Raw genomic sequence first — 13,871 nt, 5'->3', positions numbered from 1 at the left:
CGATAAAAAACCAATTTCCTCAAACCTTATTGTAATGATTTTAAATTCACATTTCAACTGTAAAGTGATTGAGAATGCTTATCACATAAGGGTTTGTTCATAACTTTCCCCCATTAATTGAGTTTAAACATTTCTTCTTCAATGAAATCTGTTAAAATAAAGGGAGAAAATATTCGAATTTTGTCAGGAAGACAGGTGCTTTGGTCAATGACGATTCATTACTTGGATGTCATGTTGATGGACAGCGTACATAAATTGAACGGCGAACGCTCCATTAGTGCTGTCTACCATCTTTTTAAAGGAAAAAAATCATCACAAACGATACAGGATGCAAGTTTGTTTCAGCTTTCTAGCTACTTCGGCTGCTATCCAGCTTTTACGAGGGATCAGTTGAACCACTCTGTACAAAGGCTAAAAGAGCAGCACTTCATCAGAAAGACAGGGAATACATTCATTGCCACAGATGCAGGAATAAGTATGCTCAGGCAGTGTTTCACTGAAAAACCGATGCCAGTTTATTTTGATGGTGCCAAGTATCATGATAAAGCAAAGGTGTTATGGATGAGACTGTCTTTACTTGTGCAGGTCCTTTCACATCATGCAGCGGGGTCACAACACTATGTGCCGATTCAAAGAGATATATCGGTTCAAAACTGGACAAAATCCTTCTTCTCGCAATATCACCAGAAGAAAAAGCTTTCTGAAGATATCCATCATGAGCTTGAAACACTTCTTGCTCATTTAACTGATCAAGAGGCACTGCTTTTTGTTTATTCATTGACTTCCAATGAAAGAATCGGACGGACGTACCAGCAAATGGCGGAATGGATGAAAGAAGATGTATGGTATGTTTACTTGCTTTTTTGGAATGTGCTCCATTATTTTATTCAATGTGCGCAAAAAGGTGAGGCACCGATCATCCAGCGAATGATAGATGATCTTCAATTCAAACGTGTGCTGACCACCTCTACCCATAAAACGCTTGAGCTTGTACAAAAAGGGTTCAGTATTGATCAAATTGCTCATATTCGTTCATTAAAAAAAGCGACAATTGAAGATCATATTGTGGAGCTCTCGATACATGAGCCGAGCTTCTCGATCGAACCATATGTCAGCAGTGAAGCTCAAAAGGCGATACATGAGGTAGCCGGTCAGCTCCAAACCAACAAGATGAAGCTGATCAAAGAAAGTCTCGAGCATTCATTTACTTATTTTCAAATACGATTGGCATTGACAAGGATGGTGAAAGCAAGTGGATAAGCTTCATCAGACGCTGATGCGATACTTTGGTTATGATGCCTTCAAAACAGGTCAGGAGGACATTATTCGAAGTGTACTTCAACAAAAAGATACGGTTGCCATGCTTCCTACTGGTGGCGGGAAGTCCCTTTGTTATCAAATTCCGGGCTATTTGACAGACGGGTTAGTGCTGATCATTTCACCTCTTTTATCACTCATGGAAGATCAAGTAGAACGCATGAAAATGCGCGGTGAAAAGCGAGTGGCTGCGCTTAACAGTACACTGTCCTTTCAGGAAAGAAGACATATTATTCGGCATTTGCCATCATATAAATTTTTATTTGTCGCACCTGAAGCGCTTATGTCAGAGGTATTGGTAGAGCAGCTCAAAGCGATGCATGTGGGTCTATTCGTTGTAGATGAAGCTCACTGTATATCGGAATGGGGACATGATTTCCGCCCGGAATACTCCAAGCTTGGAGAATGGAGAGAAGCGCTCGGCAATCCTGTCGCCTTAGCACTAACGGCAACTGCGACGAAACAAACCTTAAAAGATACTGTGCAAACGTTGCGGCTAGAGCATCCAGATGTTCATATTCATTCAGTCAACCGGCCGAATATTGCACTATTAAAAGAGGCGCATGAAACGAAAGAAGCAAAAGAGAAACGAGCACTTGAGCTTGTGGAAACCCTTCAAGGGCCTGGGCTGATTTATTGTCCGACCCGGCAAATGACAGAAGATATTTCACGTTTGGTGAAACAAAAAACGCATCAACGTGTAGAGTTTTATCATGGCGGAATGGAGTCAGGGGACCGCATGCTGATCCAGCAGCAATTTATCAGTGGTCAAATTGATCTCATTTGCTGTACAAGTGCTTTTGGAATGGGAATTGATAAAGCAAATATACGCTTTGTGATTCATATGAGTCCGCCTCAGTCAATTGAAGCATTTATGCAGGAAATTGGAAGAGCTGGACGGGACGGGAAAAATAGTGTGAGCGTTCTTTTATATACAGAAGAGGATGCGGATATTCAAAGTCATTTGATTCAAGCAGAAGGTTTTGATGATCCAGAAATTGATTTTTTCTTAGCCAGAGTATCACAAATGCCGATAAATGATGAAAAGAAATTACGTGAACAATTGATGGAAGCAGGGCTTCAGGAGACGCGTGCGCGAATGCTCTCGCATTATTACATGATGTACCAAACTGAACAGCCCCGTTTGCTCATGAAGAAGCTGAAAGAAAAGCTGCAGGATAGACAAACAGAGAAGCTAAAAAAAGTGTGGCAGTTTAAAGAGCATATCACTGGTCATCCCTGCTTTAGGCAATCTCTGTTATCATACTTTGATGAGCAGCTTGATCTAACGGAGGACGCTTCATTTGGGAACTGCTGCTCTTCATGCGGACTTGACCTATCAGATTACGAAAAAAAAGATCAACCATTGGAGCTGAATGAAATGAAACACTGGAAGACCGAGCTGGATCGTCTGTTTCACCTGACAAAAGAGGCGCAGCATTGATTGAACAACATCGCCGTATTATTGAAAAATTAACCGATCGACAAGTAGTAGAACAGTTGTATTTCACACAGCTGCTCATGCTGATTGTCTCTTTTTTACTAGGGATGTTTATGTTTGATCATTGGACTGATTTTACAGCCCTATGGCAGATCCGAGATATGCGTATCCTGACTTATGGAATTGGCGGCGCTTTGCTTGTGATTATTGTCGACGCTATTGTCATGAAGGTGTTTCCGGCTCATATGTATGATGATGGCGGATTAAATGAAAAAATGTTCAAAAACCGCAGCATCCCGCATATTGTTTGGTTAACGCTGCTCATTGCCTTTTCAGAAGAAATTTTATTTCGCGGGATCGTTCAGCAGCAATTTGGACTGGAGATTGCAAGCATTGTGTTTGCACTTCTTCACTTTCGCTACTTGTCAAAAATACTCTTGTTTATCCTTGTGGTTTCTATTAGTATTTTTTTAGGACTTTTATACGAGTGGACAGGGAATTTATTCGTTCCTGTCATGACACACTTTGTCATTGACCTAGTCTTTGCATGTCAAATTCGTTTTAAATATTGGGGGAGGGATGAACATGGAAGAAATGTCGAGAATGAAGAGAAAAAAGCAGCAGCTGACAAACATCCATGATGATGATGTAGAGGAAAATCTTGAAGAAGAAAAAGTGCATCCTTCAGATGACTCTCACTTTCCTACACGAGAAGATTTTCATGAATATAAAAAGCAGCGAACCAAAAAGGTGCGTAATCCATTGTTTACGACACTGGCTATTATCTTTCCTATTATTGTCGTCACGGTTTTCTTCCTGTTGATTTATTACACATCAAAGGAAATTAACGATAATAACAATCAAGGTGTATATATTGATAAAACATCGAGTGCTGACACAGATCCAGTCCCGTCAGCACTTGTTGAAACAAAAAATGATTCAAGCGCTGACAAAGCGGATGCATCTGATGACGAGAAGAAAAAGAAAGATGCTGATAAAGAAAAGCAGCGTTCAAAAGAAAAAGCAGAGCAAAAGAAAAAAGAACAAGCCGCTAAAGAGAAGGCTGAGCGTGAAAAGGCCGAAGCTGCAAAAAAGCGTGAGCAGCAGCAGCTCGCTCTTCAAAAACAGCAAGAAGAGAAAAAGCGAAAAGAAGCAGAAGAGAAGAAGAAGCAGGAAGAAAAGCCTGTTCGTGTCGTGCAGCATACTGTTGGACCAGAGGAAAACTTGTATCGAATTTCCATGAAGTATTATCAAAACCGATCAGGGGAAGAGAAAATTCGAGCTTACAATCATTTAAAAGGAAATAGCGTGTACAGCGGACAAGTATTGAATATCCCATTAGAAAATTAATATTTGACATGAATGAATCGAAAAGCACATACATATGTAGAAAAAAGGGACAAGGGTGTATGTGATGACATTGCACGCAATCAGCCGCTATATGGATCAGCCGACACAGAAAATGATTGAAACATTGATCAAAAGGAAGCGCAAATACGAGGGGTTTGCAAAACAATGCAAAAGGTGGCAATGGACAGCCCTTTTATCACTTGCGATTCTTCTGTTTTATTTTGTGATAACAGCTAATAGCGGGGGCTCCCTGCAGCCGGAAGCGATGATTGCCACATTGCTTGGCCATGAGGTGTTTCTGTTTTGGATCATGGCTGAAGTGTTTGCTTTTTACGCATCGTATTATTATAAGAAAAAAGAAGAAAAGGCTGAGGATGAATATCATAAGCTCAGATGTGAAATTATACAGAAAAGCACAGATTTATGGCCTCAATCAAATCAATGGAAAGAGCGCGAGGCCGTTTTCCACTTCATGCAGACGCAATATGATATCAATCTCTATTATGAAAGTAAATAAATGAGCAAAAGACGTTTAAACAGTTGAAACGTCTTTTTTCATTCAAGCGTCTTATAAAAGAAAGCTGATACAAGGGAGTCATTCATAATGAAATATGCCATCGGATTTACTGCTGCCATAGCGGCTGTGACAACAGGTGTGTGTGTAACAGCGAAAATGGTGAAAACGGCAAAACAAAACAACATCAAAAAGCATTACTTTACAATAGAAGGACTTCAGTCAGATCGACCTGCAGTCATTTTCTTTATTTCTGATACCCATCGCCGTCTAATTAGTGATACTTTATTAGCGGAAGTAAAAGAGCAGCAGCCTGATGTCATTATGATCGGCGGGGACTTAGCTGAAAAGGGAGTCCCTTATGCTAGAGTTGAAGAAAATGTGAAACGTTTAGCAAGGATTGCCCCGGTGTATTTTGTGTGGGGGAATAACGACCATGAGCTGCATCAGCAAAAACTCAAAGACATCCTCCATACCTATCAGGTGACGACATTGCAAAATGAGACGGCTGTGTGGAATTTTGAAGGACAGCCCATTAAAATAGGCGGAATCGATGATATCCGGCTTGAAAAAGCAGATTATGAAGCGATACGGCCGGAGTTTGTCAAAGAAGACGTGAATATCCTTTTATCACACAACCCAGATGTGCATCATTTGATGAGTGAAGAAGAGGGAATTGATCTTGTTTTGAGCGGTCATACCCATGGGGGTCAAATTCGTATTGGGAAATTTGGTCCGTATGAAAAAGGAAGAACAGGCCAAGTCAAAGGTGCTTTCTTTCTGATTAGTAATGGTTACGGAACAACAAAGATTCCGATGCGTCTTGGAGCAGAACCAGAAACCCATCTGATCTATTTAATGCCGCTAAAAACGCGCTAAGTTGATGCCCCATCAATATTTTCCATAAAAGTCACCGTAAGCATAGCTTCATGCTTGTCTTCCGTCTTGACACAGTGTAAACTGAATACAAAATTAAGAACCTATGACTCATCATCTCATATACTACAGTATGATGTGTGTTAGAAGAGGCAGGAGGGAACGTTATGCGGCTAGAGCGTCTGAATTATAATAAAATCAAAATTTTTCTCACACTAGATGATCTGACAGACCGAGGTCTTACGAAAGAAGACCTTTGGAAAGATTCGTTCAAAGTTCATCAGCTGTTTAAAGACATGATGAACGAAGCGAATCAGGAGCTCGGTTTTGAAGCGAATGGACCGATTGCTGTTGAAGTATTTTCTCTTCAGGCGCAGGGGATGGTCGTCATTGTGACAAAGAGTCAGCAGGAAGATGCTGATGATGAGTTTGATGAAGATTACATTGAGATGCAAGTCAAGCTCGACGAGAGCAAGCATGTGCTCTATCAATTTGCCTCGTTTGAAGATGTGATTCAACTGTCCCATAGTTTAAGTCGTATTGGACTTTTAGGGGGTACAGTTTACCACTATGAAGGTCAATATTTTCTCAGCCTAGATGATTTCGAAGAACTGTCTGCAGATACAGTCATTTCTATTTTAGCGGAGTTCGGTTCTCCGACGACATTAACCATTCACCGGTTAAAAGAATACGGAAAAGTGATCATGCAGGAAGATGCAGTGAAAACGATTCAACTGTATTTTTAATCACTTTTTTCTATTATATTTAATACTGTTGTGATGAAACAACAGTATTTTTTTATATCCATTTTTATATTTATAAACGCTGATATTTTATTTTGATAAAAAACGCTTTTTACCTTTGCTTTACCAGTACGAAGGTGTATACTATTGCTTGAAAGGGAGCAGTAGATCATGAAAGATTTCTAGGGGGTTTATTTTAATGGCAGCCGATCAAAACGCCGCTCATAACGCAGAAGATAAGCTAGATGTTTTAAAGTCAACTCAAACCGTCATACATAAAGCGCTTGATAAATTGGGCTATCCGCAAGAAGTGTATGAATTGCTGAAGGAGCCAATTCGCCTATTAACGGTCAAAATTCCAGTACGTATGGATGATGGATCGGTGAAAATTTTCACTGGTTATCGTGCGCAGCATAATGATGCTGTCGGTCCAACAAAAGGCGGAATTCGATTCCACCCGAACGTTACTGAAAAAGAAGTAAAAGCGCTTTCAATTTGGATGAGTTTAAAATGTGGTATTGTGGATCTTCCTTATGGCGGAGGAAAAGGCGGTATTATCTGTGATCCAAGAGAAATGTCATTTAGGGAGCTTGAAAAACTAAGCCGCGGCTATGTTCGCGCAATTAGCCAAATCGTTGGACCAACAAAAGATGTTCCAGCACCAGATGTGTTTACAAACTCTCAAATCATGGCATGGATGATGGATGAGTATTCTAGAATTGATGAATTTAACTCGCCAGGATTTATTACAGGAAAACCAATTGTTCTTGGAGGCTCACATGGACGTGATACTGCAACGGCAAAAGGTGTAACGATCTGTATCAAAGAAGCGGCGAAGAAAAAAGGAATTGACATCAATGGGGCTCGTGTTGTCGTTCAGGGATTCGGAAATGCAGGAAGTTACTTGGCTAAATTTATGTATGATGCCGGAGCGAAAATCGTAGGAATTTCAGATGCTTACGGCGGTTTGTATGATGAAGATGGTCTCGATATTGACTACTTGCTTGACCGACGTGACAGCTTTGGAACCGTCACTAAATTATTTAATGATACAATTACAAACCAAGAGCTGCTTGAGCTAGATTGTGATATCTTAGTACCTGCAGCCATTGAAAATCAAATTACAGAAGATAATGCGGCGAACATTAAAGCCAAAATTGTCGTAGAAGCAGCAAATGGACCAACGACATTGGAAGGGACAAAAATTCTTTCAGATCGTGGTGTACTGCTTGTTCCGGACGTACTTGCAAGTGCGGGTGGAGTGACTGTTTCTTACTTTGAATGGGTTCAGAATAACCAAGGGTTCTACTGGACAGAAGAAGAAGTAGAAACTCGTTTAGAAGATATGATGGTGAAATCATTTAATAATATTTATGAAATGGCGCAAAACCGCCGTATTGATATGCGACTAGCAGCATATATGGTCGGTGTACGTAAAATGGCTGAAGCTTCTCGATTCAGAGGCTGGATTTAAGCGACTTATTTGCATCGCGCCTTAAAATCTCCTATCCTTAAATAGGAGATTTTTTTATGGAATCATGCAAAGAATCAAACAGCCCAGCAATTGTTATTGCAGTGAAACGACAGGAGTGGAACAAATGAAACAAGAAAAAGCGATCATAATAGGAGGAGGCCCGTGCGGTCTATCAGCTGCCATTGCATTCAAGCAAATTGGGATTGATGCACTTGTGATTGAAAAGGGCAATGTGGTCAACAGTATTTATCATTACCCTACACACCAAACCTTCTTCAGTACAAGTGAAAAGCTTGAGATCGGTGACGTCGCTTTTATCACTGAAAATCGGAAACCCGTTCGTATTCAGGCGCTTTCCTATTACCGAGAGGTGGTCAGACGAAAAAGCCTTCGTGTGAATGCTTTTGAAAAGGTAAACGCTGTGACGAAAAAAGATGGCCGTTTTACGGTAAATACATCAAAAGACGTCTATACATGTGACTATGTTGTGATTGCGACTGGGTACTATGATCATCCTAACTATATGAATGTAAAAGGGGAAGACCTTCCTCATGTGTATCATTATTTTAAAGAAGGACACCCCTACTTTGATAAAGATGTGACGGTGATCGGCGGGAAGAACTCTAGTGTTGATGCTGCCCTGGAACTTGTGAAATGCGGAAGCAGGGTGACGGTTTTATATAGAGGAACTGAATATTCATCCAGCATCAAACCTTGGATTTTACCAGAGTTTGAAGCGCTTGTTCGAAATGGCACCATTCGAATGGAGTTCGGTGCAGAGGTGAAAGAAATAACAGAACAGGATATTGTCTTTACAAACCAGCAGGGCCAAACGGATCGAGTGAAAAGTGATTATGTGTTTGCGATGACAGGTTATCATCCTGATCATTCATTTTTAGAAAAAATGGGTGTAACAATCGATCCAGAATCAGGCCGCCCAGCATTTGATGAACAAACAATGGAAACAAATGTAGAAGGTATTTTTATTGCAGGGGTCATTGCAGCTGGTAACAACGCCAACGAAATTTTCATTGAAAATGGAAGATTTCATGGCGGGTTAATTGCAGAAGAAATCAACAAAAGAATCAACGGGTAAAAAAAGAACTGGGTCCTTCTAAGGGATTCAGTTCTTTTTTATGTAAATTGGGATTATATAGAAGATTATTTTTGGGAAAATGGGCTCGAGTCATATAAAAAAGGGGTGATTCGTGGTACGATAATAAAGGATAATGTAGGGAAAGAGGTCTGATTATGATCGCAATCATTTCAGCAGGTTTAGCTCCCGGCATCGCACTTTTAAGTTATTTTTATTTGAAAGATCAATACGACAATGAGCCGGTTCATATGGTCATCAGATCTTTTATGCTAGGTGTCATACTTGTGTTTCCAACCATGTTTATTCAGTATGTCCTCCAAGAGGAAAATATCGCTACGAATCCTATCGTGATTTCATTTGTGACATCGGGTTTTTTAGAAGAATCATTAAAGTGGTTTATTTTAATGGTCAGTGTCTATGCGCACGTACAGTTTGATGAACACTATGACGGGATTGTCTATGGAACAAGTGTCTCGCTTGGATTTGCGACACTTGAAAATATTCTGTACTTAGTGGGTCATGGGGTAGAGTACGCGTTTACACGTGCCTTGCTGCCTGTATCAAGCCACGCTTTATTTGGTGTGGTGATGGGATTTTATATAGGTAAAGCTCGCTTCTCTGATAAAAAAGAGCAGCGAAAATGGCTGATTCTCTCTTTAATACTTCCTATCCTTTTTCATGGCTTATATGATTTCATTCTTCTTGGCATGAAAAATTGGGGATATATTATGTTGCCGTTCATGATTTTTTTATGGTGGTTTGGTCTGCGGAAAGCCAAAAAAGCCCGTGCGGTGAAGATGGTACAAATTTAAATTGGAAAACGTCCTATACGTCTTTAGGGCGTTTTTTGTCTTTTCCATCCAATTCCCTCCTGTGATGAATGTATAAAAATAGGGATCGGAAGAAACATATATTCAAACATCAAAAGTACAGGAGGATCAAATATGGACAAAGCTCGTTTCATGAAACAAATCGTCCTTATCTTCTCAATTGTTCTGCTCGCGTCTTCATTGATGACAGCTGAAAAAAGTGAAGCTTTCACGAATCAAGTGATTCAGCGAGGAGCTACAGGAGAAGATGTCGTCGAGCTCCAGGCAAGGCTCCAATACAATGGTTTTTACAATGGAAAAATAGACGGGGTGTATGGCTGGGGAACTTACTGGGCCGTGCGCAATTTTCAAAGCCAGTTTGGTGTAAAGAAAGTCGATGGACTCGTAGGGGAAAAAACAAAAAGCCTATTAGTTCAAAAGACGAAATACTATAAAGAGTTTGTGCAACAGCAGTTGCAAAAAGGGAATCAGTTTACGCATTATGGTGGGAAACCTCTTGATCAGCAAACAAAGGCTCCTGCGCAAAGAAACACGCAAAAAAAGACAGCACAAGGTGCAAAAGAGAATCAAAAAAGTCAAAGCGGAGGAAACAGCTCGTCTGGGAAGTCTGGAAACCAGTCAGGAAATGGTCAAGCAAATCAAACGCCGAAACAAACAGCAGCCAACATGCCAGGTGGTTTTTCAAGCAATGACATTCAGCTTCTTTCACAAGCTGTTTATAGTGAAGCGAGAGGTGAACCTTATGAAGGACAGGTAGCGATCGCAGCCGTCATCTTAAACCGTTTAAACAACCCGACCTTTCCAAACACGATTGCTGGTGTCATTTTTGAACCGCTTGCGTTTACTGCTGTAGCAGATGGACAATTTTATATGGCGCCAAACGAAACCGCTAAAAAGGCAGTATTTGATGCCATTAATGGCTGGGACCCATCTGAAAGCGCCGTTTATTACTTTAATCCTGATACAGCGACAAGCCCATGGATTTGGGGAAGGCCACAAATTAAACGAATCGGGAAACATATTTTCTGTGAATAAAAAGAGGTGTAAATAAATGATCAGAGGAATATTGATTGCTATTTTAGGAATTGCTGTCATCTCAACAGGATACTGGGGCTATAAGGAGCATCAAGAAAAAGATGCAGTACTGCTTCATGCAGAGAACAACTATCAAAGAGCCTTCCATGATCTAACGTATCAAGTCGATCAGCTGCACGATAAACTTGGCGCAACACTTGCGATGAATAGCCAAACATCTATATCTCCAGCACTGGCAGATGTATGGAGAATGTCATCAGAAGCGCATAACAATGTCAGTCAGCTTCCGCTCACATTGATGCCTTTTAACAAAACAGAAGAGTTTCTAGCGAATGTCGGTGACTTTAGCTACAAATCGTCACTTAAATCTTTATCAGATGAACCATTAAACAAGGATACACACAAAACCATTACCACTTTATATGATCAAGCGGCAGATATTCAAAACGAGCTTAGACAAGTGCAGCATCTTGTACTCAACAAAAATTTAAAATGGATGGATGTTGAAATGGCACTGGCTGATGGAGATCGTAAAAACGACAACACCATCATTGACGGATTGAAAACCGTTGAGAGAAATGCTGATGCGTTTGCAGATGTTGATCTCGGCCCTACAAATGTGTCAACTGAATCAGAAACGCAAGGCTACAACCACTTAAAAGGCCAAAAGATTTCAAAAAAAGAAGCGATCCGCATCGCCCAGCAATTTGCGCCTGACCATAACCAAGATTTTAAGGTGAGAAAAAGTGGGAGTAAAACGAACCGTGATGTCTACAGCCTGTCAATGTCTGACCCTGACAACCGGGCAAACTTTTATTTAGACTTGACTGAAAAAGGAGGCCATCCTGTTTATCTTCTTCAGAACCGTGAAGTGAACAAACAAAAAATCAGTTTAAATGATGCCTCAGAAAAAGCACTAAGTTTCTTAAAGAAGCATGGATTCGATACTGAATCATTTCATTTAGATGAGAGTGCACAATTTGATAATATCGGCGTATTTACCTATGTCCCTTTACAGAATAACGTATTGCTTTATCCAGATAGTATTCGAATGAAAGTCGCTTTAGATGATGGAGAGGTTGTGGGATTCTCAGCGAAAGACTATTTAATGAATCACAGAAAACGTGACATAAAAGCACCAAAGATTTCTCAAAAAGAAGCTGAAAAGACCTTAAATAAACATGTGAAGATCGAGGATACACATGTAGCTCTTGTTCAAAATGATATGTCAGAGGAAGTTCTCTGCTATGAGTTTTTAGGAACCATTAAAAACGACACGTACCGAATGTTCATTAATGCAGATACTGGAAAAGAAGAAAGAGTAGATAAACTAAAAAATGCAGAACCTATATATAAAGACCTATAGAAAAGGAAGCGAGGAAAAGGCGAATAAGCCTTTTCCTTTTGTTTTATACATGGTTTAATATAAGAGAGGATACGATTTCACAGATGAAAAGAGTGATGAGGAATGTTACAAATAGGGGATGCAATCACAATTGAGTATGTCAATGAGAACAAAGAAGTGAAAACTGCAAAATCGAAAGTTTTGGAAAATAATAACGATGATATTTGCATTAATTATCCAGCTGATAAAGAAACGGGGCGCACGATCTATTTAAATCAAGAAACAGAAATCACCGTCTTCTTTTTCGATGAAAATCAAATTCCATACAAATGTACAAGCAAAGTCATTGGGAAAAGAAAAGAAGATATCCCGATGATTGTCGTTTCGATTCCGCCAAAAGAAGAAATGATTCGGCTTCAGCGAAGAGAATATCTTCGAGTGGATACGATGGTGAAAGCGTCCATTACGCAAAATGGTGAAGAAACCTTCGACACATTTATTGTCAATATGAGTGCTGGCGGTGTAGCAATTGCTGTTCCAGAAGGTGTCTCACTAAAAGAATATGGCGAGGTCGTCACAGAGTTTGAACTTTCACTGAAAGAACCAGTGAAAATTAAAGCGATTGCAGAAATGAATCGTGTTTATCAAGATGAACAGACGGGGAAAACAAGAGCGATCATGGAATTTACTGAAATCACAAACGACCACCAGCAGCACATCATGAAGTATTGCTTCCAGCAGCAGCTTCTAACACGTGTGAAAAAAGTATAAGAATAAAGGTTGTCAAAAGCTTCCATACTAGAGAGAAAGAATCTAGCGTTGGAGGCTTTTTGTATGAAAACAATGGAAAGATGGCTATTCAAAGCAGTGCTCATTCAGCTCATTCTGCTTTTGGTGGTTCAGGTCACCCTTCACTTGACGAAAGGAGAACTATTTTTGTCAAAAGTCGTGCAATATGAGGGTGTGAATAACATGAGCATTGAAGATTGGATTGAGACATTTAAGCAAAAGGATTGATAGAAAATTCCCCCGTTTGAGCGGTGATCGTGTTACAATTCATAAGGGAGATTCAATCAAGGAGAGGTATTATGAAAAAGAAATTATCTATCGCAATTGACGGTCCTGCTGCAGCAGGAAAAAGCACTGTGGCAAAAATTGTCGCAGCGAAAAAATCATATATTTATATCGATACAGGTGCGATGTACCGCGCAATTACACTTGCGGCACTCAATCAAGGCGTAGATCTTGAAGACGAACAGGCACTTGATGCGTTATTGAAAAAGACAGTCATTGAACTTGTGTCAACTGACGAAGGTCAAAAAGTACATTTAGACACGATCGATGTCACAGAAGACATCAGAACAGACCGCGTAAGCAATCAAGTCTCTGTTGTTGCAAAGCATCGAGCTGTCCGGGAAGAAATGGTCCGCAGGCAGCAAGAGCTGGGGAACCGAGGCGGTGTCGTCATGGATGGAAGAGACATTGGCACGCATGTTCTTCCAGATGCAGAAGTGAAAATTTTCTTGCTTGCGTCAGTAGAGGAAAGAGCAAAACGTCGTTTTGAAGAAAATCAGAAAAAAGGCTATGATGTCAATTACGATCAGCTGATCGAAGAGATTGCAAGACGTGACAAGCTTGATTCTGAGCGGGAGGTATCACCGCTGAAGAAAGCAGATGATGCCATTGAAATTGACACGACTTCCCTTTCTATTCAAGAGGTTGCAGGTAAAATTTTAGATGCAGCAGAGCGTGTAGAAAAACAGTAAGAAATTTTAGAAAACTTTTATAAGTTAGAGGTTTATCTCTTGACAAACAAGGTCTTTTATTAGAAGTTTATACTAATACTATTT

At 40.2% G+C, this 13,871-nt stretch carries 15 protein-coding genes; all 15 read left to right on the top strand.

Annotated features, from left to right (window positions below; all coding sequences use genetic code 11):
- Positions 1–207 precede the first annotated feature (207 nt).
- Positions 208–1,260, top strand: a complete 1,053-nt coding sequence (locus FXF70_RS06050; RefSeq protein ID WP_065460647.1) for a YpbB family protein — start codon at positions 208–210, stop codon at positions 1,258–1,260.
- Positions 1,253–2,761 (top strand): RecQ family ATP-dependent DNA helicase, encoded by a 1,509-nt coding sequence (locus tag FXF70_RS06045; protein ID WP_008344495.1) that lies wholly within the window; start codon positions 1,253–1,255, stop codon positions 2,759–2,761. Before FXF70_RS06050 ends, FXF70_RS06045 begins: the two co-directional genes overlap by 8 nt.
- Positions 2,758–3,399: a CPBP family intramembrane glutamic endopeptidase gene (locus FXF70_RS06040; RefSeq protein WP_008344498.1), complete on the top strand. Its 642-nt coding sequence runs from the start codon at positions 2,758–2,760 to the stop codon at positions 3,397–3,399. The genes FXF70_RS06045 and FXF70_RS06040 overlap by 4 nt, the downstream gene beginning before the upstream one ends.
- Positions 3,344–4,108 (top strand): LysM peptidoglycan-binding domain-containing protein, encoded by a 765-nt coding sequence (locus FXF70_RS06035; protein ID WP_019744027.1) that lies wholly within the window; start codon positions 3,344–3,346, stop codon positions 4,106–4,108. The genes FXF70_RS06040 and FXF70_RS06035 overlap by 56 nt, the downstream gene beginning before the upstream one ends.
- A gap of 64 nt (positions 4,109–4,172) precedes the next feature.
- The gene (locus FXF70_RS06030) at positions 4,173–4,625 is read left to right on the top strand and encodes a DUF2663 family protein (RefSeq protein ID WP_007500988.1); all 453 of its coding nucleotides are present in this window, start codon (positions 4,173–4,175) and stop codon (positions 4,623–4,625) included.
- 87 nt (positions 4,626–4,712) lie between these two features.
- On the top strand, positions 4,713–5,501 hold the full coding sequence (locus FXF70_RS06025) for a metallophosphoesterase (protein ID WP_017367513.1): 789 nt from the start codon (positions 4,713–4,715) through the stop codon (positions 5,499–5,501).
- A gap of 164 nt (positions 5,502–5,665) precedes the next feature.
- Positions 5,666–6,244 (top strand): genetic competence negative regulator, encoded by a 579-nt coding sequence (locus tag FXF70_RS06020; protein WP_007500984.1) that lies wholly within the window; start codon positions 5,666–5,668, stop codon positions 6,242–6,244.
- A 196-nt stretch (positions 6,245–6,440) separates the two neighbouring features.
- Positions 6,441–7,715, top strand: coding sequence for a Glu/Leu/Phe/Val family dehydrogenase (locus tag FXF70_RS06015; RefSeq protein ID WP_007500982.1), 1,275 nt, complete (start codon positions 6,441–6,443; stop codon positions 7,713–7,715).
- Between the two features lie 124 nt (positions 7,716–7,839).
- Positions 7,840–8,811, top strand: coding sequence for a YpdA family putative bacillithiol disulfide reductase (locus FXF70_RS06010; RefSeq protein WP_035702895.1), 972 nt, complete (start codon positions 7,840–7,842; stop codon positions 8,809–8,811).
- A gap of 155 nt (positions 8,812–8,966) precedes the next feature.
- The gene (gene prsW, locus FXF70_RS06005; protein WP_008344507.1) at positions 8,967–9,623 is read left to right on the top strand and encodes a glutamic-type intramembrane protease PrsW; all 657 of its coding nucleotides are present in this window, start codon (positions 8,967–8,969) and stop codon (positions 9,621–9,623) included.
- Between the two features lie 132 nt (positions 9,624–9,755).
- The gene (gene sleB, locus FXF70_RS06000; protein ID WP_045034327.1) at positions 9,756–10,676 is read left to right on the top strand and encodes a spore cortex-lytic enzyme; all 921 of its coding nucleotides are present in this window, start codon (positions 9,756–9,758) and stop codon (positions 10,674–10,676) included.
- A 16-nt stretch (positions 10,677–10,692) separates the two neighbouring features.
- Entirely contained in the window at positions 10,693–12,042 is a 1,350-nt protein-coding gene (gene ypeB / locus FXF70_RS05995) for a germination protein YpeB (RefSeq protein WP_148779991.1), read from the top strand.
- Positions 12,043–12,144: 102 nt separating this feature from the next.
- On the top strand, positions 12,145–12,792 hold the full coding sequence (locus tag FXF70_RS05990; protein ID WP_007500975.1) for a flagellar brake protein: 648 nt from the start codon (positions 12,145–12,147) through the stop codon (positions 12,790–12,792).
- Positions 12,793–12,855: 63 nt separating this feature from the next.
- A complete protein-coding gene (locus FXF70_RS05985) occupies positions 12,856–13,038 on the top strand; it encodes a DUF5359 family protein (protein ID WP_035391644.1) in 183 nt (60 codons plus the stop codon).
- A gap of 71 nt (positions 13,039–13,109) precedes the next feature.
- Positions 13,110–13,787, top strand: coding sequence for a (d)CMP kinase (gene cmk, locus FXF70_RS05980; RefSeq protein WP_007500974.1), 678 nt, complete (start codon positions 13,110–13,112; stop codon positions 13,785–13,787).
- The last annotated feature ends 84 nt before the right edge of the window (positions 13,788–13,871 follow it).

This window comes from Bacillus sp. Y3, from assembly GCF_008123875.1.
Classification (GTDB): domain Bacteria; phylum Bacillota; class Bacilli; order Bacillales; family Bacillaceae; genus Bacillus; species Bacillus altitudinis.
This window is presented reverse-complemented; position numbering and strand designations above follow the sequence as displayed.

What these genes read in the sequence shown, in the direction of transcription:
- FXF70_RS06050 (WP_065460647.1), top strand. Translation starts at nt 208, where the DNA reads ATGACGATTCATTACTTGGATGTCATGTTGATGGACAGCGTACATAAA.
- FXF70_RS06035 (WP_019744027.1), top strand. Translation starts at nt 3,344, where the DNA reads ATGGAAGAAATGTCGAGAATGAAGAGAAAAAAGCAGCAGCTGACAAAC.
- FXF70_RS06030 (WP_007500988.1), top strand. Translation starts at nt 4,173, where the DNA reads ATGACATTGCACGCAATCAGCCGCTATATGGATCAGCCGACACAGAAA.
- FXF70_RS06025 (WP_017367513.1), top strand. Translation starts at nt 4,713, where the DNA reads ATGAAATATGCCATCGGATTTACTGCTGCCATAGCGGCTGTGACAACA.
- FXF70_RS06020 (WP_007500984.1), top strand. Translation starts at nt 5,666, where the DNA reads ATGCGGCTAGAGCGTCTGAATTATAATAAAATCAAAATTTTTCTCACA.
- FXF70_RS06015 (WP_007500982.1), top strand. Translation starts at nt 6,441, where the DNA reads ATGGCAGCCGATCAAAACGCCGCTCATAACGCAGAAGATAAGCTAGAT.
- FXF70_RS06010 (WP_035702895.1), top strand. Translation starts at nt 7,840, where the DNA reads ATGAAACAAGAAAAAGCGATCATAATAGGAGGAGGCCCGTGCGGTCTA.
- prsW (WP_008344507.1), top strand. Translation starts at nt 8,967, where the DNA reads ATGATCGCAATCATTTCAGCAGGTTTAGCTCCCGGCATCGCACTTTTA.
- sleB (WP_045034327.1), top strand. Translation starts at nt 9,756, where the DNA reads ATGGACAAAGCTCGTTTCATGAAACAAATCGTCCTTATCTTCTCAATT.
- ypeB (WP_148779991.1), top strand. Translation starts at nt 10,693, where the DNA reads ATGATCAGAGGAATATTGATTGCTATTTTAGGAATTGCTGTCATCTCA.
- FXF70_RS05990 (WP_007500975.1), top strand. Translation starts at nt 12,145, where the DNA reads ATGTTACAAATAGGGGATGCAATCACAATTGAGTATGTCAATGAGAAC.
- FXF70_RS05985 (WP_035391644.1), top strand. Translation starts at nt 12,856, where the DNA reads ATGAAAACAATGGAAAGATGGCTATTCAAAGCAGTGCTCATTCAGCTC.
- cmk (WP_007500974.1), top strand. Translation starts at nt 13,110, where the DNA reads ATGAAAAAGAAATTATCTATCGCAATTGACGGTCCTGCTGCAGCAGGA.